This is a genomic window from Serratia sp. 22264, assembly GCF_052045345.1.
Classification (GTDB): domain Bacteria; phylum Pseudomonadota; class Gammaproteobacteria; order Enterobacterales; family Enterobacteriaceae; genus Serratia; species Serratia plymuthica.
In genome coordinates, this window is record NZ_JBQEOY010000017.1 from 1 (window position 1) to 1,093 (window position 1,093).

Here is a 1,093-nt window from a genome sequence, read left to right on the forward strand (position 1 = left end):
TGATTCATGACTGGGGTGAAGTCGTAACAAGGTAACCGTAGGGGAACCTGCGGTTGGATCACCTCCTTACCTAATGATATTGATTCGAGTGGCGTGCTCACACAGATTGTCTGATGAAATGAAAGAGAGCATAAGGCTTAATCTTATCGGTTAAGTCTTAAAGCACCTTGTCGGGTCTGTAGCTCAGGTGGTTAGAGCGCACCCCTGATAAGGGTGAGGTCGGTGGTTCAAGTCCACTCAGACCCACCAATTCCCTCCTATCCTGCGTCGTCGCCCCTCCTGTTTACGTCAGTAAACGTTGTAGGACTTCGCTTTGACGAGAAGCGAATTGGCGAAGGTAGTAGACAGGGTGTAAAAATGCTTTTCTGATATGGGGCTATAGCTCAGCTGGGAGAGCGCCTGCCTTGCACGCAGGAGGTCAGCGGTTCGATCCCGCTTAGCTCCACCATATCAAAAAATCTTAAAACTGATTCGCAAGAGTCACGTTTAAGATATTGCTCTTTAACAATCTGGAACAAGCTGAAAATTGAAACATGACAGCTGAAACTTATCCCTCCGTAGATGTATTGGGGTAAGGATTAACCTGTCATAGAGTCTCTCAAATAAACGGCACGACAGTGTTTTCTGTTTACAGAAACACCTTCGGGTTGTGAGGTTAAGTGACTAAGCGTACACGGTGGATGCCTAGGCAGTCAGAGGCGATGAAGGGCGTGCTAATCTGCGAAAAGCGTCGGTAAGGTGATATGAACCGTTATAACCGGCGATACCCGAATGGGGAAACCCAGTGCAATCCGTTGCACTATCATACGATGAATACATAGTCGTATGAGGCGAACCGGGGGAACTGAAACATCTAAGTACCCCGAGGAAAAGAAATCAACCGAGATTCCCCCAGTAGCGGCGAGCGAACGGGGAACAGCCCAGAACCTGAATCAGTTTGTGTGTTAGTGGAAGCGTCTGGAAAGTCGCACAGCAAAGGGTGATAGTCCCGTACACTAAAATGCACATTCTGTGAGTTCGATGAGTAGGGCGGGACACGTGACATCCTGTCTGAATATGGGGGGACCATCCTCCAAGGCTAAATACTCCTGAC

The 1,093-nt window shown here is 48.5% G+C and carries 2 tRNA genes and 2 rRNA genes; all 4 read left to right on the forward strand.

Annotated features, from left to right (window positions below):
- Positions 1-69: ribosomal RNA gene (locus ACTJJ1_RS24945) — 16S ribosomal RNA — on the forward strand; the annotation flags it as partial.
- Positions 70-172: 103 nt separating this feature from the next.
- Positions 173-249: transfer RNA gene (locus ACTJJ1_RS24950), tRNA-Ile, on the forward strand.
- Positions 250-372: 123 nt separating this feature from the next.
- A tRNA-Ala gene (locus tag ACTJJ1_RS24955) sits at positions 373-448 on the forward strand.
- 205 nt (positions 449-653) lie between these two features.
- A 23S ribosomal RNA gene (locus ACTJJ1_RS24960) occupies positions 654-1,093 on the forward strand; the annotation flags it as partial.